21 protein-coding genes are annotated in these 22,919 nt (G+C 70.7%); 17 read left to right on the top strand and 4 right to left on the bottom strand.

Annotation, left to right across the window (positions count from 1 at the left end):
* Nucleotides 1–22: 22 nt before the first annotated feature.
* The 9 genes from ACQP2X_RS45895 (at nucleotide 23) to ACQP2X_RS45855 (ending at nucleotide 9,026) form a co-directional block, all read left to right on the top strand.
* Nucleotides 23–283 (top strand): SCO4848 family membrane protein, encoded by a 261-nt coding sequence (locus ACQP2X_RS45895; protein ID WP_498655532.1) that lies wholly within the window; start codon nucleotides 23–25, stop codon nucleotides 281–283.
* 195 nt (nucleotides 284–478) lie between these two features.
* Nucleotides 479–1,573 (top strand): BMP family lipoprotein, encoded by a 1,095-nt coding sequence (locus ACQP2X_RS45890; protein ID WP_498692464.1) that lies wholly within the window; start codon nucleotides 479–481, stop codon nucleotides 1,571–1,573.
* 154 nt (nucleotides 1,574–1,727) lie between these two features.
* Nucleotides 1,728–3,245, top strand: a complete 1,518-nt coding sequence (locus ACQP2X_RS45885) for an ABC transporter ATP-binding protein (protein WP_498692463.1) — start codon at nucleotides 1,728–1,730, stop codon at nucleotides 3,243–3,245.
* Nucleotides 3,242–4,504, top strand: a complete 1,263-nt coding sequence (locus tag ACQP2X_RS45880; protein WP_498692462.1) for an ABC transporter permease — start codon at nucleotides 3,242–3,244, stop codon at nucleotides 4,502–4,504. Before ACQP2X_RS45885 ends, ACQP2X_RS45880 begins: the two co-directional genes overlap by 4 nt.
* Before the next feature lie 5 nt (nucleotides 4,505–4,509).
* Nucleotides 4,510–5,778: an ABC transporter permease gene (locus ACQP2X_RS45875; protein ID WP_498692461.1), complete on the top strand. Its 1,269-nt coding sequence runs from the start codon at nucleotides 4,510–4,512 to the stop codon at nucleotides 5,776–5,778.
* Nucleotides 5,779–5,820: 42 nt separating this feature from the next.
* Nucleotides 5,821–6,288 (top strand): hypothetical protein, encoded by a 468-nt coding sequence (locus ACQP2X_RS45870; protein ID WP_498692460.1) that lies wholly within the window; start codon nucleotides 5,821–5,823, stop codon nucleotides 6,286–6,288.
* 55 nt (nucleotides 6,289–6,343) lie between these two features.
* Nucleotides 6,344–7,069 carry a cytidine deaminase gene (locus ACQP2X_RS45865; protein WP_498692459.1) on the top strand — a complete coding sequence of 242 codons (726 nt, stop codon included), beginning with the start codon at nucleotides 6,344–6,346 and terminating at the stop codon, nucleotides 7,067–7,069.
* Nucleotides 7,062–8,339 (top strand): thymidine phosphorylase, encoded by a 1,278-nt coding sequence (locus tag ACQP2X_RS45860; RefSeq protein WP_498692458.1) that lies wholly within the window; start codon nucleotides 7,062–7,064, stop codon nucleotides 8,337–8,339. The genes ACQP2X_RS45865 and ACQP2X_RS45860 overlap by 8 nt, the downstream gene beginning before the upstream one ends.
* 6 nt (nucleotides 8,340–8,345) lie before the next feature.
* Nucleotides 8,346–9,026 (top strand): DUF4272 domain-containing protein, encoded by a 681-nt coding sequence (locus ACQP2X_RS45855; protein ID WP_498692457.1) that lies wholly within the window; start codon nucleotides 8,346–8,348, stop codon nucleotides 9,024–9,026.
* Here ACQP2X_RS45855 and ACQP2X_RS45850 read toward each other — a convergent pair.
* Nucleotides 8,981–9,799, bottom strand: a complete 819-nt coding sequence (locus ACQP2X_RS45850) for a putative RNA methyltransferase (RefSeq protein ID WP_498692456.1) — start codon at nucleotides 9,797–9,799, stop codon at nucleotides 8,981–8,983. The two genes, ACQP2X_RS45855 and ACQP2X_RS45850, sit on opposite strands and share 46 nt — an antisense overlap.
* Nucleotides 9,800–9,825: 26 nt before the next feature.
* Between ACQP2X_RS45850 and ACQP2X_RS45845 the strand changes: the two genes are divergently transcribed.
* The 6 genes from ACQP2X_RS45845 (at nucleotide 9,826) to ACQP2X_RS45820 (ending at nucleotide 17,760) form a co-directional block, all read left to right on the top strand.
* A complete protein-coding gene (locus tag ACQP2X_RS45845) occupies nucleotides 9,826–10,911 on the top strand; it encodes an adenosine deaminase (protein ID WP_498692455.1) in 1,086 nt (361 codons plus the stop codon).
* A gap of 402 nt (nucleotides 10,912–11,313) precedes the next feature.
* Nucleotides 11,314–15,042: a sensor histidine kinase gene (locus ACQP2X_RS45840; RefSeq protein WP_498692454.1), complete on the top strand. Its 3,729-nt coding sequence runs from the start codon at nucleotides 11,314–11,316 to the stop codon at nucleotides 15,040–15,042.
* Nucleotides 15,039–15,443, top strand: coding sequence for a roadblock/LC7 domain-containing protein (locus tag ACQP2X_RS45835; RefSeq protein ID WP_014447580.1), 405 nt, complete (start codon nucleotides 15,039–15,041; stop codon nucleotides 15,441–15,443). Before ACQP2X_RS45840 ends, ACQP2X_RS45835 begins: the two co-directional genes overlap by 4 nt.
* A 107-nt stretch (nucleotides 15,444–15,550) precedes the next feature.
* Nucleotides 15,551–15,931 (top strand): DUF742 domain-containing protein, encoded by a 381-nt coding sequence (locus ACQP2X_RS45830; protein ID WP_097318707.1) that lies wholly within the window; start codon nucleotides 15,551–15,553, stop codon nucleotides 15,929–15,931.
* Nucleotide 15,932: 1 nt separating this feature from the next.
* Nucleotides 15,933–16,520: a GTP-binding protein gene (locus ACQP2X_RS45825; RefSeq protein ID WP_498692453.1), complete on the top strand. Its 588-nt coding sequence runs from the start codon at nucleotides 15,933–15,935 to the stop codon at nucleotides 16,518–16,520.
* Nucleotides 16,521–16,614: 94 nt separating this feature from the next.
* Nucleotides 16,615–17,760: a phosphotransferase gene (locus ACQP2X_RS45820; protein ID WP_498701266.1), complete on the top strand. Its 1,146-nt coding sequence runs from the start codon at nucleotides 16,615–16,617 to the stop codon at nucleotides 17,758–17,760.
* On the opposite strand, the gene ACQP2X_RS45815 is transcribed toward ACQP2X_RS45820, so the two are convergent.
* Nucleotides 17,749–18,207, bottom strand: coding sequence for a DUF2000 domain-containing protein (locus tag ACQP2X_RS45815; RefSeq protein WP_498692452.1), 459 nt, complete (start codon nucleotides 18,205–18,207; stop codon nucleotides 17,749–17,751). The two genes, ACQP2X_RS45820 and ACQP2X_RS45815, sit on opposite strands and share 12 nt — an antisense overlap.
* A gap of 99 nt (nucleotides 18,208–18,306) precedes the next feature.
* Between ACQP2X_RS45815 and ACQP2X_RS45810 the strand changes: the two genes are divergently transcribed.
* Both ACQP2X_RS45810 and ACQP2X_RS45805 read left to right on the top strand, forming a co-directional pair.
* The gene (locus tag ACQP2X_RS45810) at nucleotides 18,307–18,771 is read left to right on the top strand and encodes an Lrp/AsnC family transcriptional regulator (protein ID WP_498692451.1); all 465 of its coding nucleotides are present in this window, start codon (nucleotides 18,307–18,309) and stop codon (nucleotides 18,769–18,771) included.
* An 18-nt stretch (nucleotides 18,772–18,789) separates the two neighbouring features.
* On the top strand, nucleotides 18,790–19,437 hold the full coding sequence (locus tag ACQP2X_RS45805; RefSeq protein ID WP_498692450.1) for a 4a-hydroxytetrahydrobiopterin dehydratase: 648 nt from the start codon (nucleotides 18,790–18,792) through the stop codon (nucleotides 19,435–19,437).
* A gap of 52 nt (nucleotides 19,438–19,489) precedes the next feature.
* Here ACQP2X_RS45805 and ACQP2X_RS45800 read toward each other — a convergent pair whose 3' ends face one another.
* The gene (locus tag ACQP2X_RS45800) at nucleotides 19,490–21,907 is read right to left on the bottom strand and encodes a transposase (protein ID WP_498692449.1); all 2,418 of its coding nucleotides are present in this window, start codon (nucleotides 21,905–21,907) and stop codon (nucleotides 19,490–19,492) included.
* Nucleotides 21,908–21,979: 72 nt separating this feature from the next.
* Nucleotides 21,980–22,831 (bottom strand): SatS C-terminal domain-containing protein, encoded by an 852-nt coding sequence (locus tag ACQP2X_RS45795; protein ID WP_498692448.1) that lies wholly within the window; start codon nucleotides 22,829–22,831, stop codon nucleotides 21,980–21,982.
* Nucleotides 22,832–22,919 lie beyond the last annotated feature (88 nt).

The raw sequence follows: 22,919 nt of genomic DNA, 5'->3' as shown, positions 1-22,919 counted from the left end.
GGCCCGCTGCGATAGTGGGCGCATGGTGATCTCGCGGCGATGGGCGGTCTTCCTGACGGCGGTCGGGGTCTGGACCTGGGTGATCTGGCCCCGGTTCGGCCTGGCGATCTGGCAGGACGACCGCTCGTTCGCCGACGGGCGCCCGACGTCCTTCCTGATCGTCCACGCCGTGTTGATCGTCACTTCGCTGGCGGTCGGCACGGCCGTCGGCGTCCTCGGAATTCGGGCATGGCGGACTTCCCGCAAGTTGTCCGCTGTCGCGGCGGGTGCGCCGAAAGATTAAGGGCTTGTTACCGCCCGGCCCGGGAATTTGCCGCAGTATCGGATCTAAGCGACGACCAGTGTGCCCTGCGATTGCGGGCAGATAACGGTGCGCCAACAGTCCGGACCAAACTGCCTCCGCCGCCCTGGCCTGCGGCTACGCTCCCGCGTTGAAGACTCACCGACATGTGCCGGTGTGCGTTGGAAGGAGGGCGTCTTGCGCCCAGTACGTGGGAACCGGATCCTTGCGATTCTCGCGGCAGGTGGGCTGACGCTCGCTGCCGCTGCTTGTGGTGACGCCCCTGACGAGACCCCCGCCGGCAGCGGCTCGAGCGCTGCCGCCGCATACAAGGCCTGCATGGTCACCGACACCGGCGGCATCGACGACAAGTCGTTCAACGCGTCCGCGTGGGCCGGTCTCCAGGCTGCGAAGACCCAGGCCAGCAACGTCGACCCGAAGTACGTGGCGTCGTCGGCCGAGGCCGACTACGAGCCCAACCTGCGCGGTTTCGTCACGCAGAAGTGCAACTTCACGCTCGCCGTGGGCGGCCTGATGATCGACGCGACCAAGAAGATCGCGTCGGAGAACACGAGCTCGCAGTTCGGCATCGTGGACGGCGTCGTCGACGGCGCGAGCAACGTCTACCCGATGCAGTTCGCCACCGACGAGGCGGCGTTCCTCGCCGGCTACCTCGCCGCGGGCTACTCGAAGACCAAGAAGGTCGCGACCTTCGGCGGCATGAAGCTGCCGACCGTCGCCATCTTCATGGACGGCTTCGTCGACGGCGTGAAGTACTACAACGAGCAGAAGAAGGCCAACGTCCAGGTCCTGGGCTGGGACAAGGCCAAGCAGACGGGCTCGTTCACCGACGACTTCGCCAGCCCGGCCAAGGGCAAGGCGCTGGCCAACACGTTCGTCGCCCAGGGCGCCGACGTGATCCTGCCGGTCGCCGGCGGCACCGGCCTCGGCGCGGCCGAGGTCGCGCAGGGCTCGGCCGGCAAGGTCTCGATCGTCTGGGTCGACCAGGACGGCTGCAAGAGCGCCGCGCAGTTCTGCGACGTCTTCCTGACCACCGTGGTCAAGAACATCACCGACGCGGTCGAGAAGGCCGTCGTCTCGGGCGCCACCGGTCAGCCGCTCGCGGCCACCCCGGGCTACCTGGGCAAGCTGGAGAACAACGGTGTCTCGCTGGCGCCGTACAACAAGTTCGACAGCAAGATCGACGCCACCCTCAAGACCGAGGTGGACACGCTGAAGGCCGACATCGTCTCGGGCAAGGTCAAGGTCGAGTCGACCAACGCGCCGAAGTGACGTTGCGCTAGGTAACATCACGCCGCCGCCGGTTGCGAGTTCTCCTCGCGACCGCGCGGCGGTTTCCCCTGTTCTACCGCTGTGCCACCAAGGCGGCTTCGCCGCACTGCACTCAAAACCACCGAAGCACGAGGAGATTCCGCTGAGACTCGAATTGCGCGGCATCACCAAGCGCTTCGGCGACCTGGTGGCCAACGACCACATCGACATCACCGTCGAGCCGGGCGAGGTCCATGCCCTGCTCGGTGAGAACGGCGCCGGCAAGTCGACGCTGATGAACCAGCTGTACGGCCTGCTCCAGCCGGACGAGGGCGAGATCCTGGTCGACGGTGAGAAGAAGGTCTTCCGCAGCCCCCGCGACGCCATCGCCGCCGGCATCGGCATGGTCCACCAGCACTTCATGCTGGTACCGGTCTTCACCGTGGCCGAGAACATCGCGCTCGGCGCCGAGGAGGTGCGCGGCGGCCCGCTCGGCTTCCTCGACCGCCGCCGCAGCCGCAAGGACGTGCTGGAGACCTCCCGCAAGTACGGCCTGCCGGTCGACCCCGACGCCCTGGTGGAAAACCTGCCGGTCGGCGCGCAGCAGCGCGTCGAGATCGTCAAGGCGCTCACCCGCGACGTCGACCTGCTGATCCTCGACGAGCCGACCGCGGTGCTCACCCCGCAGGAGACCGACGAGCTGCTGGCCGTGATGCGCTCGCTGGCCGAGAGCGGCAAGTCGATCGTCTTCATCACCCACAAGCTGCGCGAGGTCAAGGCCATCGCCGACCGGATCACGGTCATCCGCCGCGGCCGCACCGTAGGCACCGCCACCCCCGATACTTCCGAGGACGAGCTGGCCGCCCTGATGGTCGGCCGCGACGTCAGCCTCGAGGTGACCAAGGAGCCGGCCCAGCCGCAAGGCGAGGTGCTCAAGGTCGCCGGCCTGATCGTCGACGACGACCGCGGCGTCCGCGCCGTCGACGGCGTCGACCTGACCGTCCGGGCCGGCGAGGTGCTCGGCATCGCGGGTGTGCAGGGCAACGGGCAGACCGAGCTGGTCGAGGCGATCATGGGCCTGCGCCCGGCCCGGGCCGGCTCGATCCACCTCGAGGACGAGTCGCTGATCGGCCGGACCACCAAGCAGGTGCTGCGCTCCGGCGTCGGCTACGTGCCCGAGGACCGCAGCCTCGACGGCGTCGTCAAAGACTTCTCGGTGGCGGAGAACCTCGTTCTCGACATGTACGACCGCGAGCCGTACGGCAGCGCCTTCAAGCTCAACCCCAAGGCGATCGCGGTCAACGCGGCCGAGCGGGTCAAGCAGTTCGACATCCGGGTCTCGTCACCGCAGTCGGCGGTCGGCAACCTCTCCGGCGGCAACCAGCAGAAGGTCGTCGTGGCCCGCGAGATGTCCCGGCCGCTGCGGCTGTTCATCGCCGCCCAGCCGACCCGCGGCGTGGACGTCGGCTCGATCGAGTTCATCCACAAACAGATCATCCACGAGCGGGACAACGGCACCGCCGTGCTGGTGGTCTCCAGCGAGCTCGACGAGGTGGTCGGCCTGGCCGACCGGATCGCGGTCATGTACCGCGGCCGGGTCCTCGCCATCGTCCCGCCGGACACCCCGCGCGAGGAGATCGGCCTGCTGATGGCCGGCATCACGGGCTCTCAGGAAGCAGAGGAAGCGCAGTGACGACCGAAGTAGCACCTCCTGAGAACAAGAAGGAGGAGGAGAAGCAGGAGTCGTTCATCTCGCTCTTCCTGCAGAACCTCTGGTCGGCCAACACCGTCACCGTCACGATCCTGTCGATCTTCCTGGCCCTGGTCATCGGCGCCGTCCTGATCGTGGTCTCCGACTCGCAGGTCCTCTCGTACTTCGAGTACTTCACCTCCCGGCCCAGCGACGCCCTCAACGCGAGCTGGGACCTGATCAGCCAGGCCTACGCCGACCTGTTCAAGGGCGCGATCTTCGACCCGGCCGCGTTCCAGGCCTGGTTCGACGGCACCGGCACCTGGCAGACCGCGTTCGGCCCGATCTCCGAGACGCTGACGTACGCGGCGCCGCTGGTCTTCACCGGCCTGTCGGTCGCCATCGCGTTCCGCGGCGGCCTGTTCAACATCGGCGGACAGGGCCAGGCGGTCATCGGCTGCGTCACCGGCGGCGTGGTCGGCTTCGCGGTCGGCCTGCCGGTCGGCCTGCACCTGCTCGTGGCGCTGCTCGCCGGCTTCCTCGGCGGCGCCCTCTGGGGCTTCCTGCCCGGCCTGCTCAAGGCCCGCACGGGCGCCCACGAGGTGATCACCACGATCATGCTCAACTACATCGCCACGCTGTTCCTGAGCTGGCTGATCCTGCAGAACGGCGTCCGCGACCCCGACCGCACCGACGCGATCAGCAAGACCATCGAGTCGTCGGCCCAGCTGCCCGCCCTGCCCTCGCCGCTGCGGGTGCACCTGGGCATCGTGCTGGCCGTCGTGGCCACGGCGGTCGTGGCCTGGCTGCTCAACAAGTCGCCGTTCGGCTTCGAGCTGCGCGCGGTCGGCGTCAACCCGCCGGCCGCCAAGACCGCCGGCATGAGCGTCGCCAAGACGTACACCCTGCTCATGGTCCTGGCCGGTGGTCTGGCCGGCCTCGGTGGCGCGGTCCAGGTGCTGGGCACCGCCGACAAGCTGACCGCCCAGGTGGCCGGCAACATCGGCTTCGACGGCCTGCTGGTCGCCCTGCTCGGCCGCAACAAACCGTGGGGCACGCTGCTGGCCGCCATCCTGTACGGCGCCCTGCGCGCCGGCGGCAACCTGATGCAGGTCGACGCGGGCATCTCGCTCGAGCTGGTCACCGTGCTCCAGGCCCTGATCGTCATCTTCATCGCCGCGCCGGCCCTGGTGAAGGCGATCTTCCAGCTCCGCGCCGCCCGTACCGCACGGCTCGGCGCCTCGATGGCGAAGGGCTGGTGAGCCACATGTCGACCACGACCGTGGAAGACCTGACCGAGATCACCGCGCCCGAGAAGTTCTGGACCCGGCAGCGCCGCCTCGGCGTCGCCCTGGTGATCATCGGCCTGATCGCGGCGGCCGTCTTCGGCTCGCTGGCCGAGTCGAAGACCGCCAAGTTCACCCTCAGCGAGGACGCCGAGGGCGCCGCCCTGTCGATCAACGGCCAGTTCGGCGCCATCCTGTTCGGCGTCGTGACGATCGCGGCCGGCGCCGCGCTGCTGGCCGGCGTGGCCAAGCGCTGGCAGACGTGGCTGCTCGGCCTGGGCATCGTCACGTTCGTCCTGTCCTTCCTGTGCTGGCAGGTCGCCGGCAAGTTCCTGCCCCTGGTCGACACGGTCAGCGGTTCACTCGAACTGGCCCTGCCGCTGATCCTGGGTGCCCTGGCCGGTGTGCTCTGCGAGCGCTCGGGCGTGGTCAACGTGGCCATCGAGGGCCAGTTCCTGATGGGCGCGTTCGGCGCGGCCCTGGTCGGCACCCTGGCCACCAGCGTCTGGGCCGGCCTGATCAGCGCCATCGTGGGCGGCGTCATCATCGCCGCCATGCTGGCCTGGCTGGCCATCCGCTTCCTGGTCGACCAGGTCGTGGTCGGCATCGTGCTCAACCTGTTCGCGCTCGGCGTCACCGGCTTCCTCTACGAGCGGCTGATGCAGCCCGACGCGCTGAAGTACAACTCGCCGCCGCGCCTGCCCGAGTGGAAGATCCCCGGCCTGGCCGACATCCCGGTGGTGGGCCCGGTCCTGTTCGACACGAACCTGCTGGTCTGGATCGCCCTGATCCTGGTCTTCGTCATCCACTTCGCGCTCAAGCGCACCCGGTGGGGCCTGCGCACCCGTGCGGTCGGCGAGCACCCGACGGCGGCCGACACGGTCGGCATCCGGGTCCGCGGCCTGCGCTACATGAACGTCCTGCTGGGCGGCGTGGTGGCCGGCATCGGCGGCGCGTACTTCACGCTGGTGTCGACGAGCGCCTTCAACAAGAACATGACGGCGGGCGCGGGCTTCATCGCGCTGGCCGCCCTGATCTTCGGCCGCTGGACCCCGTTCGGCGCCCTGGGCGCGGCCCTGTTCTTCGGCTTCGCCCAGAAACTGGCGAACTACCTGAGCGCGGTCGGCAGCCCGGTGCCGAACCAGTTCCTCAACATGCTCCCGTACATCGCCACCATCATCGCGGTGGCCGGCCTGGTCGGCCGGGTGAGGGCCCCCGCCGCCGACGGCGTCCCGTACGTCAAGAGTTAGAAGCGCTGGACGACCGGCATACTTTCAAACTACTTTGAAAGTATGCCGGTCTCCGAGGTTCCGTTTTCCGAGCTGATCAACAAACCCAAGGCGACCCTTCAGCCGTTGACCGGTTCCCACGCACACGCGATCCGGCTGCGCCGGCGAGATGACGTCGATCTCATGGTCACCACCGCCGACCGCTACGAGCAGGACCACGCGGTCGTTTCCGCCGCGCTGCGCCTGTTCCGCACGATCGTGCTCAACGGCCAGATCGACGCCGTGCTCGACCTGCTTCCCGAGGTCTTCCCTTGGACGCGGTTCCTCCCGGCGGGCGACCGGCGCACCTTCCTGACCGAGTTCGTCGACACGCTGCGGGCCGTGGAAGACCTCGACACGTTCGCGCCGGTTGCCCAACTGCTCACCGAGTGGCGACACACCGCCGAGGCGTACGCGGATCCGGCGGTGCTCTCCGCTCTGACCCGTGGCACCGGCGACTTCCGCCCGGTGGCGGAGCCCTCGAGCGCATGACACCGAAGAGAGGCGAGCGAGTAGCGGAGCTGGGGCGTCAGGCACAATCAGCAGCATGGAGATCGACTGGGTTGGGCTGCGTGCCGCCGCTACCGAGGCCATGCGGCACGCCTATGCGCCCTACTCCGACTTTCCGGTCGGGGCGGCGGCGCTCGTGGACGACGGCCGGGTGGTCGTCGGGTGCAACGTGGAGAACGCGTCGTACGGCGTGGGGCTGTGTGCCGAGTGCGGTCTGGTCAGCCAGCTGCACGCGAGCGGCGGGGGACGCCTGGTGGCGTTCTCCTGCGTGGACGCGACCGGCAACCCCCTGATGCCGTGTGGGCGCTGCCGTCAGCTGCTGTGGGAGCACGGCGGGCCGGAGCTGCTGGTCGAGTGGCACACCGGGCCGATCCGGATGACCGAGCTGCTGCCGCACGCGTTCGGGCCGGAGGACCTGGAGCGGGTCAACGGCGCCATGAGCGGTCCCGAGGTGCCGGCCGAGCTGGCCAAGTGGCGTGGCCGCGGCACCGTCTTCGTCCATCCCGATCTGTCCGGCGGCACCACCGTCTGGACCGCGTACTGGGAGCGCTCGGGTGGCTCCTCGGCCGAGAGCGACGCCGACAAGGGCGTCCTCGAGGAGGGCCCGAACTTCGCCACCACCGCCGAGGCCGTGGGGTGGGGCCAGGTCCGTACGCCCCGGATCGTCGTCGTGGACGCCGACGGTGGGCTGGCCTGGGCCGGCGAGGGTGAGGCACCGGAGGGCATCCCCTCCAAATGGACGGGAGATTCCATCGATGAGTGAGTTCGCCGCCGTCGACGTCATCCGGGCCAAGCGGGACGGGCACGCGCTGAGCGACGCCCAGATCGACTGGGTCGTGGACGCGTACACCAAGGGCGTGGTCGCCGACGAGCAGATGTCGGCCCTGGCCATGGCGATCCTGCTGCGGGGCATGACGCCGGCCGAGATCGCCCGCTGGACCGCCGCGATGATCGCGAGCGGGGAGCGGCTGGACCTCTCCTCGGTGACCCGGCCGACCGCCGACAAGCACTCCACCGGCGGGGTCGGCGACAAGATCACGCTGCCGTTGACGCCGCTCGTGGCCGCGTGCGGCGTGGCCGTGCCGCAGCTGTCCGGCCGTGGTCTCGGGCACACCGGCGGCACTCTCGACAAGCTCGAGTCGATCGCGGGCTGGCGGGCGAAGCTGGGCAACGACGAGTTCAAGTCCCAGCTCCAGGAGATCGGCGCGGTCATCTGCGCGGCCGGCGAGGGGCTGGCCCCGGCCGACCGGAAGCTGTACGCGCTGCGCGACGTCACCGGCACCGTCGAGGCGATCCCGCTGATCGCCAGCTCGATCATGAGCAAGAAGATCGCCGAGGGGACCGGCGCCCTGGTGCTGGACGTCAAGGTCGGCTCCGGCGCCTTCATGAAGGATCTGGCGACCGCCCGCGAGCTCGCGAGCACCATGGTGCGGCTCGGCAAGGACAGCGGCGTCAACACGGTCGCCCTGCTCACCGACATGAGCACACCGCTCGGCCTGGCCGTCGGCAACGCCAACGAGGTCGCCGAGTCGGTCGAGGTGCTGGCCGGCGGCGGTCCGGCCGACGTGGTCGAGCTGACCCTGGCCCTGGCCCGCGAGATGCTGGCCGCGGCGCGGGTGGACGCCGATCCGGAGAAGGTGCTCGCGTCGGGAGCGGCCATGGACACGTGGCGGGCGATGATCAGGGCTCAGGACGGCGACCCGGACGTCCCGCTGCCGGTCGCCCGCGAGACCGAGGTGCTGCGGGCCCCGGCCGACGGGGTGGTCACCGGCGTGGACGCGTACGGCATCGGCATCTCGGCCTGGCGCCTCGGCGCCGGCCGCGCCCGCAAGGAGGACCCGGTGAGCTTCGGCGCCGGCATTCAGCTCAAGGTCAAGCCCGGCGATTCGGTACGCGCGGGGGACGTGCTCCTGGAGCTTCGCGCGGACGACCCGTCGCGCATCCCGGCCGCCCGGGACGAGGCCGCCGCGGCGGTCGCCATCGGACCGGAGCGCCCCACCCCTACAAAGCTGGTGCTCGACCGCATAGCCTGACGCACCATGACGAAGGCCGCCCCCGATCCGCACGCCGTTCGCGAGGCCAGCCTCGACGAGCTGCGGCGGCTCGGCCTGCCGCTGCCCCCGGCGGGGTTCCCCCTGGTGTGGGAGGCGGGCGACGCCATCGAGCTGAGACCGACGGCCGAGATCGAGGCGCGGACGGCGGTGCTGCACGTGGTGGTCGCCCGCTGTTTCGGCATGCCGACCGAGGCCGCCATGAGCTGGCTGCTCGGCTCGCACCTGGTCGATTTCGTCACACCGCCCGAGTGGCAGTTCGTGATCGGGGCCAAGGGCGACCACCGCTCGTTCGTGCTGCACCACGACGCGGTGTTCGCCCTCGCCTGGCTGCTCGGGCTGGCCCGTCACCTCGACCCGACCGCGCCGCCGGAGGGCCGGTTCATGTCGCAGATGCCGGATCTGCCGGCTGGTGAGAGTTTCAACAGCTGGCGGTCGCGGTCGCTGATGTCACCCCGCGACCCGATCGAGGCGGCCGTCCTGCTCGATCTCTACTACTGCCTCGACTGGGCGTTTCAGGAGTGCGAGCAGACCGGCCTGCCGCTGCCCGGCGAGATCGACGCCAACGCCATCGGGCAGCGGCGCTGGGCGCTGGAGTGGGCCGTGGTCTTCCACGGCCCCTATCACGACAAACCGGCCGAGTGGGAAGAGGTCGACCTCTCGGTGTAGGTGGTGATCTCCACCGCGGCCGTGACGGTGACCTCACCGGTGGGCAGGGCCTCGGTGGGCACGTGACGGGCGGCGGGGGTCATTCCGATGAGGGTACGGGCCTCGGCCGCGCTCAGGCGCAGCGTCCGGCGCTCCGTCCTCGCCGTGCCGGCGCTGAAGTGCTCGCCGAGAGCATCGCTCACCCGCTCGGCCTTGTCCGGGTCGACCCGGATCACGCCGCGCATCAGCTCGGCCAGGTGGTCGGCGGCCGGGGTGACCACGACCAGCACGCCGCCCGGGCGCAGGATCCGGCGGTACTCGGCGCCGTTGCGGGGCGCGAACACGTTCAGGATCATCGCGGCGGCGCCGTCGGCGATGGGCAGCGGGCGCCAGAGGTCGGCCAGCACGGCCGCGGCGCGCGGGTGCGCCCTGGCCGCCCGCCGCAGGGCCGGCTTGGACACGTCCAGGCCGAGGCCGGTGGCCTCCGGCGCCTTCTCCAGGATCTTTCCCAGATAGAAGCCCGTGCCCGTGCCGGCGTCGACGATCAGGCCGTCCTCGGCGCCGAGAGCGTCCGCGATGAAGTCGTAGTGCCCGGCCGCGAGGAAGGACGAGCGGTCGGCCACCATCTCGGCGGTGTCGCCCACATGCGGCATGCGGCCGGCGGTGAGATCGGCGTACCCCTGCCTGGCCATGTCGAAGCTGTGCCCGAGGGGGCAGAGCAGCCGCCTGTCGTCGCGCCGGAGGCCCTGGCGGCAAACCGGGCACCGCAGGTACGGCAATGCGCCGTCGATCATTCGTCTCCTGCCTCTAGGCTCGGCTGATGGCCGCCATCGCTTACTCCGACATCGTTCCGGCGCCCAAGGCGCTGCTGCACGACCACCTCGACGGTGGTCTGCGCCCCTCGACCATCGTCGAACTGGCCGAGGCGGTGGGACACGAGCTGCCGACGACCGATCCGGCCGCGCTGGCCGACTGGTTCGTCGCGGCCGCCGACTCGGGCTCGCTGGAACGCTACCTGGAGACGTTCGCCCACACGGTCGCGGTGATGCAGACCGAGGAGGGTCTTTTCCGGGTCGCCAAGGAGTGCGCCCTCGACCTGGCGGCCGACGGGGTGGTGTACGCCGAGGTGCGGTACGCCCCCGAACAGCACCTGGAGCGCGGACTGACGCTCGACCAGGTGGTCGACGCGGTGAACGCCGGCTTCACGGCGGGCATGGCCGAGGCGGCCGGGCTGGGCACCCCGATCCGGGTCGGCGTGCTGCTGACCGCGATGCGCCACGCCGCCCGCTCCCAGGAGATCGCCGAGCTGTCGGTGCGCTACCGGGACAGTGGTGTGGTCGGTTTCGACATCGCCGGGGCCGAGGCCGGTTTCCCGCCCACCCGTCACCTGGACGCGTTCGAGTACCTCCAGCGCGAGAACTTCCATTTCACCATTCACGCCGGCGAGGCCTTCGGCCTGCCGTCGATCTGGCAGGCCATCCAGTGGTGCGGCGCCGACCGCCTTGGTCACGGTGTGCGATTGGTCGATGACATCACGGGTACGCCTGAGGGCGGCGAGACGGTTCTCGGCCGGCTGGCCGCCTATGTTCGCGACAAGCGGATCCCGCTCGAGCTGTGCCCGTCGTCGAACGTGCAGACCGGCGCCGCGCCGTCGATCGCCGAGCACCCGATCGGCCTGCTGCACGATCTGCGGTTCCGGGTCACCGTCAACACCGACAACCGGTTGATGAGCGGCACGTCGATGTCGCGCGAGATGGCGCTGCTCTCCGAGGCGTTCGGCTGGGGCTGGGCGGAACTGCAGTGGCTGACGATCAACGCGATGAAGTCGGCCTTCATCCCGTACGACGAGCGGTTGGCCATCATCAATGACGTGATCAAGCCCGGTTACGCCAAGTTGATCAGCTGACTCCGTTCGGCAAGCGGGCCTGCCGGTTCGGCGGTGACACTCATCCGTTCGGTCAGAATGGTCCCTACAAACACTGCAAAATCGGGCATCTCACCTTGCCGATCGGGTCGGACCGCGACATCGTTCCTCCTGCCGCGATCCACTACGATCGGGCGCGTTCGACGAGCGTCACCCCCGCGACTCGTCGATCGACACGAGTGACTCTGAGGAACGCACCCCTATACAGCCAGTGAGACAGCCCGGTTCCAACGCGCCGACATCGCGTCACACAACCGGTCCGTGTTCAATGGCCCTTTCTCTTTGACACTCGTCGTGATGGAATCTCGGGGGCCCGACGCGGCAGTCGGCCGTGTGCGGCGCCCGGCGAGCCGAATGCCGGGCCCGAATCAGGAGGACGGTGACGTGAGCAAGCGCCCCGAGACGGCGACCGGCGTCATGTCGCGTCTCCGTCGGCCGGCCGATCGGCTTAGAGATCTGCCGATTTGGTCGAAGCTCGGCTTGATCATGTTGGTTCCCACCCTGGCGACGATCATCGTCGGCGTCAGCGGCCTGGTCGACCACATCGAGGAAGCCAGCAACGCGGAGCGCGCGCGCAACCTAGCGGTGTTGTCGGAAGCGGCCGGTGGTCTCGTCGACCACCTGCAGAACGAACGCGCTTACGGCATCATCCTCAACACCAAGGGTATGAGCGCGCAGGTCAAGGCCAACGCTCGCAAGGCATACAACGCCGAGTACGCGAAGGTCGACGCGGCCAAGGTGCCCTACTCGCAGCAGAAGGCGTCGCTCGACGACGTGCCCGACAAGGTCGCCACGCTGCTGCTGCGGCTCGACCGCAACCTCGAGGACCTGCCCTCCAAGCGCAGCCAGATCTCGAACCAGAACTCCGGCACGACGGCCCTCACCGAGGAGACGTACGACAAGCTGATCGGCGACCTGCTCGCCGTGCGCGACGTGTCGGCCCAGCTCTCGAACGACACGACCCTCGGCGACCACCTTCGCGCCGTGGCCGCTGTGGCCCGCGCCAAGGAATACGTCGCGGAGCAGCGCGACGTCGGCCAGAAGATCGTCGGCGAGGGCGACCTCACCAACCCGCTGCGCCGTGACTATCTCCTCCCGGACACGGGCTTCGAGCTCGCGGGCGACACGCTGCGCTCGGTGGGCACGCAGAGCGAGATCGACGCGTTCGACCGCATCTTCGACACCGAGGCCGGCCGGAAGGCTCTGAACTACAGCGGACCGTTGATGGCCCTGCAGGGCGTCAACACCAAGGCCATCCCGTTCAACTCGCCGAACTGGGACGCCGCGATGCTGGGCTACGGCCAGGAGTTCCGGGCCGTCGAGCAGACGATGGACGCCCAGATCGTCACCGAGGCCACCGACCTGCGTAACGACGTGAACCGGCGGGTCTTCATCGAGACCAGCATCCTGCTCGGCATGCTGCTGCTGGCCATCCTGTTCGCCTGGCTGGTGGCCCGGTCGATGGCCCGCTCGCTGCGCGAGCTGCGCCAGGGCGCCCTGTCGGTCGCCCAGTTCGGCCTGCCCCACGCGGTGAGCCGGCTGCGTGACCCGCAGCTCTCCACTTCGCTCACCCCGGCCCAGGTGGCCGACCAGATCGCCGAGCCGCTGCCGGTGCGTAGCCGGGACGAGTTCGGTCAGGTGACCGAGGCGTTCAACGCGGTCCACCTCGAGGCGGTGCGCACCGCGGCCGAGCAGGCCGCCCTGCGGGCCTCGGTCGCGACGATGTTCGTCAACCTCGCCCGCCGTTCCCAGATCCTGGTCGACCGGCTCATCGGTCACCTCGACCGGCTGGAGCGCGGCGAGGAAGACCCCGACCGGCTGGCCGAGCTCTTCCAGCTCGACCACCTCGCCACCCGAATGCGGCGTAACGACGAGAACCTCCTGGTCCTCGCGGGCGCCGACTCGACCCGCGTGCAGCGCGAGCCGGCCGCCCTGATCGACGTGCTCCGCGCCGCTCAGTCCGAGGTGGAGCACTACACCCGCATCGAGTTCGGCATGATCGACCGGGACATCGAGGTGGCGGCGCACGCCGTCAACGACATGGTTCACCTGGTCGCCGAGCTCTTCGACAACGCGACCGCCTTCTCCCCGCCCAACTCGACGGTCATCGTCGAGGCCCGGCGCCTGGGCGAGGGTTCGATCCTGACGGTCGAGGACCGCGGCATCGGCATCAGCCGTGAGCAGCTCCGCGACCTCAACGAGCGGCTCGCCAACCCGCCCACGGTGGACGTGGCCGTCTCCCGCATGATGGGCCTGGTCGTGGTCGCCCGGCTGGCCAACCGTCACGGCGTCAAGGTCGAGCTGCGCCCGGCCGACACCGACCGGGGCACGGTGGCCGAGGTCGGCCTGCCGCTCTCGGTCCTGACCGGTGGCGCGCAGCCCGCCACCGCCGGCCGCATGCAGGCCGTCGGTGCCGGTTACGACCAGCAGGGCCGCCAGGGCATGTCCGAGCCGCTGGCCCTCGAGAGCGGGCACGGCGGATATCCGACCGGCCGCCCGTTCGACCCGAACCCGCCGATGAACAACGGCGGCATGCTCGGCACCAACGGGCGTTCGGCGCCGGCCTGGTCCGACCTGACCGGCACGCCGTCCAACGGCGCCAACGGCTTCGGCTCCAACGGCTCGCTCAACGGCCTCAACGGCGGCGGCGCCAACGGCAGCAACGGCAGCGGTGGCTTCTACGGCCCCCGCAGCAACGAGCCGATCCCGCCGCTGCCCGCCGGCCCGTCCGGTCAGCCGCAGGGCTTCGACGCTCCGCGCGGCTTCGACAGCCCGCAGAGCTTCAACGGCGGTGGCCTGAACGGTGGCGGCCTGAACGGCACGCAGGGCTTCGACGCTCCGCCGGCCTTCGACGGGCCGCAGGGCTTCGCCGGCCCGGACGGGCTGCCGCAGCGGCGCAACGGTGACGGCTTCCCGCCCGGCGGCGACGCCAACGGCTTCGGCGCCACCATCCCGCGCCAGCTTCCGGCCAACCCGGAGACCCAGGGACGCAACCCGTTCGTGCCGCCGGTCTCGGCTCCTCCGGTGCCGCCCGTGTCGGCCCCGCCGGTGCCGTCCGCGCCGCCGTACGGTGGCCCGCCGGTCTCCACCCCGCCGTCGAACGACCCGGTCTCGGCCGCTCCGGCCTCGCCGCCCGCGTGGCCGCCGGTCGCCTCCGACCGCGACCAGGGCCACACGCCGCACGTGCCGGAGAGTCTCGCCGCGGCCCTCGACATGACCGCCGAGCTTCCCCGGTACCGTCCGGAGCAGCGTGGCGAGCCTCAGGTCGAGCGCCCGACGAACCCGCAGACCGCGCCGATCCCGTCGTCCGCGCCGCCGGCCAACCCCGTGTCGGGCATGCCCGTCTCGGCCACCCCGGTCTCGGCCACTCCGGTCTCCGGTGCAGCCGACCAGGGTGAGTCCCAGCGGGCCGCCGCGGCCGCCCGGGCCGCGCACGAGCTGGCGGCCACTCAGGCCGCCGAGGCTCAGGCCACCGCGGCCGCGCAGATCGCGGCGGCGCAGGCCGCCGCCCGGCAGCGCGACAACGGGCAGGGCCAGTTCGCCGACGAGACGATGGAGCTGCCGATCTTCCGGGAGCTCGAGTCGGCCTGGTTCACCACGGCCCGCCCGGCCGAGCCGTCGAAACCGTCCTCGAACGGCATCGACGAGCCGGTGACCTCGCAGCGGATCCCCACCGGGGAGCCGGCCCGCACGCTCGGTGTGCCGCAGCAGGCGGTCTCGCCCGAGTCGCGCGACCAAACCCCCGCTACTGTTGGTGTCGGTGCCTCCAACGGCGCCGGCTCGACCAGCGGCCCCAACGGCAGCGTCGCCACCAACCCGTGGCGCACCGCGGCCGACGAGGGCTGGCAGGCCGCGCAGGCGGCGGCGGAGGCTCGGGTGGACACCACGACCACCGCGGGTCTGCCCAAGCGCACGCCGATGGCGCAGCTCGTTCCCGGTGGTGTCGATCGGGGCAGCGACCCCGCTCAGCGCCGCACCCCCGAGGGTGTTCGCGGGCTCCTGTCCGCGTACCACCGCGGTGTGCAGCGCGGCCGCACCAAAGATTCGACCAACCCGGAGGAGACTCCGGGAGGGCAGCAGTCCTCGCAGGCTGGCAAGGAGCATGAGGCATGACATCTACGCAGGATCTCGGTTGGCTGCTGGCCAACTTCGCCGACCGCGTTCCCGGAGTCGCACATGCGATCGCGGTCTCCGCTGACGGTCTGCTCCTGGCGGCCTCGCGGGACCTTCCGCGGGACCGCGCCGATCAGCTGGCGGCAATCGCCTCCGGCCTTGTGAGCCTCACCCAGGGCGCCGCGCGGTGCTTCGAGGGTGGCGCTGTTCTTCAGACGGTCGTCGAGATGGACAACGGGTTCCTTTTCCTGATGTCGATCTCCGATGGCTCCTCGTTCGCGGTGCTCGCGGCTCGTAGCTGCGACGTTGGCCAGGTGGGCTACGAGATGGCCCTCCTCGTCGACCGCGTCGGTGAGGCGCTGACCCCCGCACCGCGTTCCGCGGCCGGGGTGCTGGGCTGAACCGGTACTGGGCTGAACGGGCAGTGTGCCGGAGCACTCGGCCGCTGTTCAAAGCTTTGACAACAAGAGACACTTCTAAGGGTTCGAGGAAGGGGTGAGCGGTGACGATGCCCGAACGCGATGAGCCGACCGGCGCACTAGTCAGACCGTACGCCGTGACCCGCGGTCGGACCCGGCCGAAGCTTGAGATAGCGCTGGAAGCGCTGGTCGAGACAACCGTCCGCGGGCGTTCGGGAATGTCCCGCGGCGGGCAGGGTGGAAGCGAGCATCAGTACATCGCGGCGATGTGCGACGGCGGCCGAGTTCAGTCGCTGGCCGAGATCGCCGCACGCATGCAACTGCCGCTCGGTGTGGCTCGTGTCATCGTCGCCGACATGGCCCATGACGGCCTGGTCTCGGTGTACGAGCCCACCTCGCTGGAAGACGAGACCGACGCGGTAGGCACGGAACTGCTGGAAAGGGTGCTGAGTGGACTTCGCAGGCTCTGACATGTCGCCCCGTCCCTCCGCGGGACGGGTTACATCGGCGAAGATTGTCATCGCCGGTGGGTTCGGCGTTGGCAAGACGACGCTCGTCGGGTCGGTCTCGGAGATCACCCCGCTGACGACCGAGGCCATCATGACCTCGGCCGGCGTGGGTGTCGACTACAACCGGCAGGTGCCGGGCAAGATGACGACCACCGTCGCCATGGACTTCGGCCGGATCAGCATCGACCGTGACCTGATCCTCTACCTGTTCGGTACCCCCGGCCAGACGCGGTTCTGGTTCATGTGGGACGAGCTGGTCCGGGGCGCGATCGGTGCCGTCGTGATGGTGGATACGCGTCGGCTCGCCGACTGCTTCGCCGCCATCGACTTCTTCGAGCACCGCCGCCTGCCGTACCTGGTGGCGATCAACTGCTTCGACGGCATGCAGTATCACAACGCTCAGGACGTTCGGGACGCTCTGGCGATCTCGAGTGACGTCCCGGTGGTGAGCTGCGACGCCCGCAACCGTGAGTCGACGAAGAACGTCCTCATCTCCCTCGTGGAGTATGTGCTGACGATGCGTCGCTCGCGCGCGGTAGCGCCCGCCTGACGATCGGTTGAAGCCCCGCTCCGCTGAGTCGGAGCGGGGCTTCTGCGTGCTCGAATTCGGTTGCGGTCATGCCCGGCAGCGCCGATGATCGTCGATCGTGCGTACCTTCCTCACGCTTGGTGATGTGTCCGATGTGGTGGCCGAAGCGCTGGGGAGCCCGCCGGTCGCGCTCGACCGGCTGACCGGGGGCACGAAGAAAGGCGTCTACCGGCTGCGGCTCGGCGACGGCGCCACGGTGATCCTCTACGTGTGGGCGGACGACGAGAACTACTGGCCGCCGTCGCCGACCGTGCCCGACGACCCGTTCACCGACGCTTCCGGGCTGGAACTGTTCGTGGCCAACCACGCGGCTCTGGTGGCCGCGCGGGTCCGCGTGCCCCACCTGCTGTGGCTTGACCGGGACGCCGGGCTGGCTCTCGTCGAGGACGCGGGTGGCGAGAAGCTCGAGGCGTTGATGGAGCGCGACGCCGCGGCCGCCGAGGCGCCGTTGGCCGAGCTCGGTGACGCGCTGCGGCGCATGCACACCACGACCGCCCCGTCCTGGGGCCGGCTCATCTCGGCGACCCGGCCGCCGTCCGCCGCGCCGGCGGAGCCGCTGCCCTTCGCGCCGGCGGAGCCGCTGCCCTTCGCGCCGGCGGAGCCACACCCCTTCACGCCGGCGGATCCACATCCCTTTGCGCCGGCGGAGCCACATCCCTCTGCGCCGGCGGAGCCACATCCCTTTGCGTCGGCGGAGCCGGTTTCCGCCGGCACGGTGAGTCGTTCTGGCGTGCGGGCGGCGCAGGACGTCATTCTCGATCGGGCGCTGGTCCATCTCGGTGCGGTGGTGGGCCGGGACGGGCGGCTGGCGGAGGCGGCGCCGCGGATCGAGGGCCATCTGCGGCGGCTGCACGCGGCGGTGCGGCCCCGCGAGGTGTACGGACTGGTGCACGGCGAGCTCGGGCCGGATCACGTCCTGATCGGGGCGGACGGGGAACCCGTGGTGATCGATATCGAGGGCGTGACGTATTTCGACGTCGAGTGGGAGCATGCCTTTCTGCAACTGCGCTTCGGACCGTCGTACGACCGCCTGAGGCCTGTCGCTCTTGACCTTGATCGTCTCGAGCTCTACCGGTACGCGCAGGTGCTGGCGCTCATCGAAGGGCCGCTGCGGATCGCCGAGACCGACTTCCCCGACCGCGACTGGATGCTCCAGCTGGCCGAGTGGAACATCGCGAAGGCGCTCGATCTACCCGAGTAGCGGCAGCTTGCCGACGATCTTGTCGAGAGGGTTGCGCGGGCCCACGATGCTGACCGCGTAGTAGTCGATGCTCTCGGCCGGGGTCTCCTTCACGGTGTCGAGATATTCGGCGTAGACGCGGGTGTGCTGGGCGGCGGCCGGCATGTCGGCCACGAAGAAGTCGGCCCGGGCGGCCGCCTTGCGGCGGATGGTCCGCAGAGTGTCCGCGTCGGCGGCCAGGACGGTGCAGCCCAGCCAGGGCAGCCCCGGATGCGTGCCGCCGTCGGCGTCGACCGCGTCGTCGCCCAGCAGCCCCTCCACGGCCCGTGAGGTGGCCGCGGCCGTGCAGATGGCCGCGTTGGCCGCGCGGCCCGGCGCGAGCCCGGCGTCGACCACCACGACCCACTTGAGGCGGGCGGCGCGGGTGGGCGCGCCCTGGTCGATCTCCTCGGCGGTAAATCCAATCATCGCTTCGTCCGTTCTTCTGCCGGTTGCTCTTCCGAAATGCTAGGCAGGTATAAGGTTGTACGGCAATTGATCCGTACTAATCTCGGAAAGAGGTCCGTAATGGCGGATCTGGACGAACTTGATACGGCGATCCTTCGCGAGTTGCAGTCGGATGCACGGAAGACCAACCGTGAGGTCGCGGCCGCCGTCGGCGTCTCCGCCACCACCGCCCTCGACCGCACCCGGGCCCTGCGCCGCCGTGGCATCATCCGCGGCGCCATCCTCGACGTCGACCTGCCGGCCATCGGCCGTCCGGTGCAGGCGCTCATCGCCGTCCGCATCCGGCCGCCGTCCCGGCGCAACATCGAGGCCTTCCGCGAATGGGTGAGCGCCCTGCCCGACACCCTCGGGGTCTACGTGACCACCGGCAACGAAGACTTCATCGTGCACGTGGCGGTGCCCGACAACGACAGCCTCTACGCGTTCGTCATCGACCGGCTCACCGAGCGGCCGGAGGTCGCCGACGTCCGCACGTCGATCGTCTACGAGCACATCCGCAACAACCGGATCGCGCCGATGGGCTGATGGCGGCAGCATGAGGGAATGACTGTGCTGAACGGTAGGCAGATCGCGGAGGAGAAGCTCGACGGCTGGGTCTACGTGCCGGGAGGCTTGCAGACCCGCGTCCACACCGGCGACTTCGCCACCGGCCTGAAGATCGTGAACGCCATCGGCGAGGTCGCCGAACGCATGAACCACCACCCCGACGTCACCCTGCGCTACGCGGCGGTGGACATCCGCCTGACCAGCCATGACAGCCGCGGCGTGACCCAGCGCGACATCCGTCTGGCCCGGGCCGTCTCGTCGATCGCCTCGGGTGCCGGTGTGCGCCTGGAGAGCGCCAGTGTCTCCCGCCTGGAGTGGGGCCTGGACTCACCGGCGTACGCCTCTGTGCGGCCGTTCTGGGCCGCGATCATGGCCATGGAGACGCCGGAGGGCCAGGAGGACCTGGTGGATCCGGCGGATGTGCACCCGGCGATCTGGTTCCAGGAGTCCGGCTCGGAGGAGCCGAGGCAGCGCTGGCACCCCGACATCTGGCTGGAGCCGGCCCAGGTGCAGCCCCGCATCGACGCGGCCGTGGCCGCCGGTGGCACCCTCGTCAGCGATGCCGAGGCGCCGGCGTTCTGGGTGCTGGCCGACCCGGAGGGCAACCGGGTGTGCTTGTGCACCTGGCAGGACCGCCAGAGCTGAAACAGCGACGGCCGGCGCTCGGTGAGAACCCGAGCGCCGGCCGTCTCAGCTGTCAGCGGGAGCCGTAGCCCGCGTTGTCGTTGCGGAATTCGTTCTCTTCGCCCTGGCCACCGTCGCGGGTGAAGTCCCAGCCGCCGGCCGACTCGCGGCCCGGGCGGCCGCCCATGGCGAAGCCGCCGATCTCCTGGCCCCGGCGCCAACCCCGGAAGTATCCCGTGGTGTGCGCGGCGATGCTGGCCGCGTCGCGGACGATGCGCAGCGGGCGCTCCTCGCGCAGCGGGGAACCGGGGACGAGGTTGGCCTGCGGGACCCGTTTCGGGAGGCCCGCCGCGGTCTCGGCCGCCACCTCGGGGGTGGCCGCCTTTTCGGCCGCCCGCCAACCGGTGTCGTTCGGGTTGGTCCAGTCGAGCTTGTCGGTCTGCTCGGTGTGGCCGGTGAACCAGGCCGAGCGGGCCTGGGCGAAGATCAGCAGGTCGCCGTCGTTGCTGTCGGCCGGAACCGGCGGGGCGATGCTGCGGTCGAGCGCCGTCAGGGTCGAGCTCGTGGCCGTGCCGGTGGGGACGCGGCGGGCCGCGTTGCGGCGGGCCTCGCCCTCGACCAGGCGCAGCGCGGGCGGCTCGGTGACGGCGGGCAGGTCGGTGACCGTCGCGTCGAGGCTGTTGCCCGTGTCGACCAGGCGCAGGGCCGGCGGCTCCTTGGGCATGTCCTGCCACGGCGGGCGCACCCGGCCGTCGGCCGGCGGGGAGCTCGTCGAGGCGGCCGGGATGGTCGCCGTGTCGTCGGCGCCGCTGTTCAGCAAGGGCCAGTTGGCGCGCGAACCGGGCTCGGCCTCGGGACCGCCGGGGCGCTGGGCCGGCATCGGCAGCGAGTAGTCGGTGGCGCTGTTGTTCGGCGGCGTCGAGGCGGACGGCCGGGTCGTCGTCGGGCGCGGCGGGATGACCGTGCGCTGACGCTCGGCGCGGGCGTTGTTGATCGCCGCGTTGGTGAGCGTGGCCCGGAACGGCTGACCGGTCTCGGCCGGCGTCGGCGCACCCGAGGAGGGAGCCGAGGCGCCCGGTGACACCGACGCGGCCGGGAAGGAGGAGCCGGAGGTCGGGGCGCCCGGGAACGAGGGCGTGGCCGAAGACGCGGCCGGGAACGAGGGCGCGGCCGGGAACGACCGGGACGGCAACGACGACGGTGAGGTCGGCGCCGACGGGGACGACGTGGGCGCCACCGGGTTGCGCGAGCCGGGCACCGGGCGCGAGCCCGGCGTGATCGGCGTCATGCCGGGCGGGGGCGGCGGCGTCGAGATGGGCCGGTTGCCCGGGCCGGAGACCGGGCGGCTGGCCGGGGCCGACACGGGCCGGCTGCTCGGCGCCCGGTTGGGGAACGCGGCGGCCGGGGCCGACGGGCGGGGCGCGACCGGGGACGGCGCCAGCGGCGGCGGACCGATCGGGTCGGGAGCGACCGGCGGCGAGGTGAGCGGCTGCGGCGAGGCCGGGCCGCTGCCGGTGGTGGCGGGCTCGGGACGGCCGCGGCGGCCGAAGGCCGTCACCGCCTGGAGCGACGCCGGCTCGGGGGTGCGGCGGGCACTGCGGCGGCCGACACCGGCCGGAGGCGTGCTGCGGGCCGCGATCGTGCCGATCAAGGACGAGCAGGCCGCGTCGCAGGCGCGGACCGCGGCCACGGCCTGGCGGACCGTCTCACCGGCGGCGGGGGCGAGCGACTTGTTGATGCCGCCGCGGCGCGGCGACTCGCTGATCGCGACGTGCAGCGCCGTGACGGCCGCGATGATCTCGTCTTCGGTGCCGGCGCCGGCCCGGGTGAGCTCGCGGGCGACCTGCTCGGCGGCGCGCTCGGAGTCGCCCTCGGCGGTGAGCCGGCCGGGCTCGGGCAGCGCGTCGAGCACGGAGAGCGCGAGCGGGTGGGACGGGTCGGGATAGGCCCGCAGGGCCGCCGGGTAGAGCTCGCGCAGGACCTCGCGCAGGGCGGTGGCGGCCGCGTGCCGGCCGTTCAGCAGCGCGACGTGCGCGGCCAGGACGGGCTTGTAGCTGATCAGCTCGCGCGAGACCGGCATGCCGCTCGCGGTGAGGGCGCCGGCCTGAAGGGCCCGGGCCAGGCCGACCGCCCGCCGGGCGGCGGGCGGGGCCTGCATCTCCTCGACGGAGTCGTCGTCGGCGAAGCGCTCGGCGAAGTCGTCGGTGGTGTCGTCGTCGGCCACGACCAGCGGCCGGCCGGCCGCGGTGAGAAGCGACGTCACGAGGTGGTCGTCGCTGTCGGCGGCGACCGCGGCGTCGGTGAATCCACTCGTCCGTTCCACGAGCAGCGAACCGAGCTCGGCGTACCCGCCGGGATCGTCGCCGATCTCGTGAACGCCGAGCAGTCGTCCTGCGTCGTCAACCACGGCGATGGTCAGCTGCGGAGCCGAGGCCCCACGTACCGATTCATCAGCCGACGCCAGACCGCAGTACACGCGCACGAGCGCCACGGCGTCGTCCTCCCCTCCCCGGGACTTCCCATTGCTGTCGGTGGCCAAGGACTGATGCTCCCTGGTGAGGGGTCAGTCGCGCCAGTCCACAGCGGCAGAGATCTTGCCGATTACCGAGCGCCAGCCGAGACTTGCCTGTTGTGCCCCGATTTTCTTCAATCGGCGACGACCGAAGAATCCGCCCATACCACCGCTTTCCGCGGAACGGAGGGATTCGTCCAGGTCATCGAGGGGCGAGCCCGGCGACAGTGCCAGGATCACCGGCTTGAGCCGGAGCGCGTGACCCAGGTCGCGGGCCACCTCGCCGGCGGCGATGAGCAGTGGAAGATCCCACGTGTCGTGCCCGCCGCGCAGGTTTTCCACCACGAGGTCGAGCTCGTAGCGGTCGTCCGGCTGCGGGTCGATGTCCGTCGACTGTACCCGGTCGGCCAGGGTGGCCCAGGAGTCGAGTTGTGCGAGGTCGTGCGGAGCACCCGAACGAATGAAGGACACCAGCGACTCGGGCGTCTTGAAGGCGAGCAACCGGCCCTTGTGGCTCAGGAAGAGGGGTACCTCTTCATCCTCCGCCTGGGTGGTCGCCTCGTCCTCGAAGTCGGCCGGGTCGGGCTCGTCGGCGTCGCCCACGGCCTTGTCCTTGTCGTCCTCGGCCAGCAGCGCCTGGAACTCCTCGTCGACGATGACTTCCTCGTCGTCGTCCTCGGCCGCGTCGCCGCGCTTGCGCGAGTCGAAGAGGTCGTCCTCCTCGGCGGCGGTCTCGGTCGGCGTGATCTCGGAGGCCTTGCGATAGGCGCGGAGGGTGATGCCGACGCCGGCCGGCAGCGCGATCTCGACCGGCTCGATGCCGACCTCTTCCCACAGCTGCGTGCCGGAGGCCCCGTCAGTGGAGGCGGTCTGCGCCTCGGGCTCGTCGGACTGGCTGGCCACGGTGACCTCCGCGTTGAATGGGCTGTGGGACGGTGAGTCTGCGGACACACCCTAATGGGCGCGCCTGGGTGCTGACTGACCGTCCCCC

Origin of the sequence: Actinoplanes sp. CA-131856 (genome assembly GCF_050956135.1) — a bacterium.
Lineage (GTDB): Bacteria > Actinomycetota > Actinomycetes > Mycobacteriales > Micromonosporaceae > Actinoplanes.
This window is presented reverse-complemented; position numbering and strand designations above follow the sequence as displayed.

What these genes read in the sequence shown, in the direction of transcription:
- ACQP2X_RS45875 (WP_498692461.1), top strand. Translation starts at nt 4,510, where the DNA reads ATGTCGACCACGACCGTGGAAGACCTGACCGAGATCACCGCGCCCGAG.
- ACQP2X_RS45825 (WP_498692453.1), top strand. Translation starts at nt 15,933, where the DNA reads ATGTCGCCCCGTCCCTCCGCGGGACGGGTTACATCGGCGAAGATTGTC.
- ACQP2X_RS45870 (WP_498692460.1), top strand. Translation starts at nt 5,821, where the DNA reads ATGCCGGTCTCCGAGGTTCCGTTTTCCGAGCTGATCAACAAACCCAAG.
- ACQP2X_RS45810 (WP_498692451.1), top strand. Translation starts at nt 18,307, where the DNA reads ATGGCGGATCTGGACGAACTTGATACGGCGATCCTTCGCGAGTTGCAG.
- ACQP2X_RS45835 (WP_014447580.1), top strand. Translation starts at nt 15,039, where the DNA reads ATGACATCTACGCAGGATCTCGGTTGGCTGCTGGCCAACTTCGCCGAC.
- ACQP2X_RS45815 (WP_498692452.1), bottom strand. Translation starts at nt 18,207, where the DNA reads ATGATTGGATTTACCGCCGAGGAGATCGACCAGGGCGCGCCCACCCGC.
- ACQP2X_RS45860 (WP_498692458.1), top strand. Translation starts at nt 7,062, where the DNA reads ATGAGTGAGTTCGCCGCCGTCGACGTCATCCGGGCCAAGCGGGACGGG.
- ACQP2X_RS45895 (WP_498655532.1), top strand. Translation starts at nt 23, where the DNA reads ATGGTGATCTCGCGGCGATGGGCGGTCTTCCTGACGGCGGTCGGGGTC.
- ACQP2X_RS45865 (WP_498692459.1), top strand. Translation starts at nt 6,344, where the DNA reads ATGGAGATCGACTGGGTTGGGCTGCGTGCCGCCGCTACCGAGGCCATG.
- ACQP2X_RS45855 (WP_498692457.1), top strand. Translation starts at nt 8,346, where the DNA reads ATGACGAAGGCCGCCCCCGATCCGCACGCCGTTCGCGAGGCCAGCCTC.
- ACQP2X_RS45830 (WP_097318707.1), top strand. Translation starts at nt 15,551, where the DNA reads ATGCCCGAACGCGATGAGCCGACCGGCGCACTAGTCAGACCGTACGCC.
- ACQP2X_RS45845 (WP_498692455.1), top strand. Translation starts at nt 9,826, where the DNA reads ATGGCCGCCATCGCTTACTCCGACATCGTTCCGGCGCCCAAGGCGCTG.
- ACQP2X_RS45850 (WP_498692456.1), bottom strand. Translation starts at nt 9,799, where the DNA reads ATGATCGACGGCGCATTGCCGTACCTGCGGTGCCCGGTTTGCCGCCAG.
- ACQP2X_RS45805 (WP_498692450.1), top strand. Translation starts at nt 18,790, where the DNA reads ATGACTGTGCTGAACGGTAGGCAGATCGCGGAGGAGAAGCTCGACGGC.